The 733-nt window shown below is 47.3% G+C and carries 2 protein-coding genes; both read right to left on the reverse strand.

All coding sequences use genetic code 11. The features are described from left to right. Positions 1-259 (reverse strand): acetolactate synthase 2 small subunit (gene ilvM, locus KIV40_RS34785; protein ID WP_285354016.1); only part of this gene is annotated, 259 nt, incomplete at its 3' end. Position 260: 1 nt separating this feature from the next. Continuing rightward, a partial coding sequence (locus tag KIV40_RS34790; RefSeq protein ID WP_285354019.1) for a thiamine pyrophosphate-dependent enzyme occupies positions 261-733 on the reverse strand: 473 nt, incomplete at its 5' end.

Consider the following 733-nt stretch of genomic DNA (forward strand, 5'->3'; position numbering starts at 1 on the left):
TATTGTTTGGTAGTTCGTTACGGCTAATGGAAATCACATCGACAGTGCGTACATCCCATAGCTTTTCAATCTGATTAACCAAGAAAGAGATAGGGCGGTCGCTATCAACGATGATCTCAACGCTCGCGATTTTGCTCTCATGGTTCTGCGTACCAGCAACCTGCTTAACGATGAAGCCACGGTGACGAATAACACGAAGAACACGCTCTAACAGTACCGGCTTATCGTCGGCTTTGATGTCTAGTAAATATCTTTCCATGTTACGTGTTCTCCAACATATCACTGTTTGATGCACCAGGTGGTACAAGTGGCCATACGTTCTCTTCTTCGTCGATCAATACATGCAGAAGGTAAGCTGTTTTGCTCTCAAGCATCTCTTTGATGGCTGGCTCAACTTCTTCCTTCTTGGTGATGGTTTTGCCCGGAATATCGAAAGCTTTCGCGAGCATTACGAAATCAGGGTTGTCGTCTAGGATGGTTTCACTGTGGCGACCATCGAAGAATAGCGATTGCCATTGACGAACCATACCAAGGCGCGAGTTGTTGAGTAGCACCATCTTCACTGGGATCTGGCGACGCTTAAGTGTCCCAAGCTCTTGAACATTCATCATGAATGAACCATCACCTGAGATAAGGATTGATTGATCATCCGGGCGAGCAACGGCTGCACCCATCGCTGCAGGCAAACCAAAGCCCATAGTGCCTAAGCCAGCTGAGGTGATGAAGTTCTGCG

Source organism: Vibrio sp. D173a (assembly GCF_030248475.1).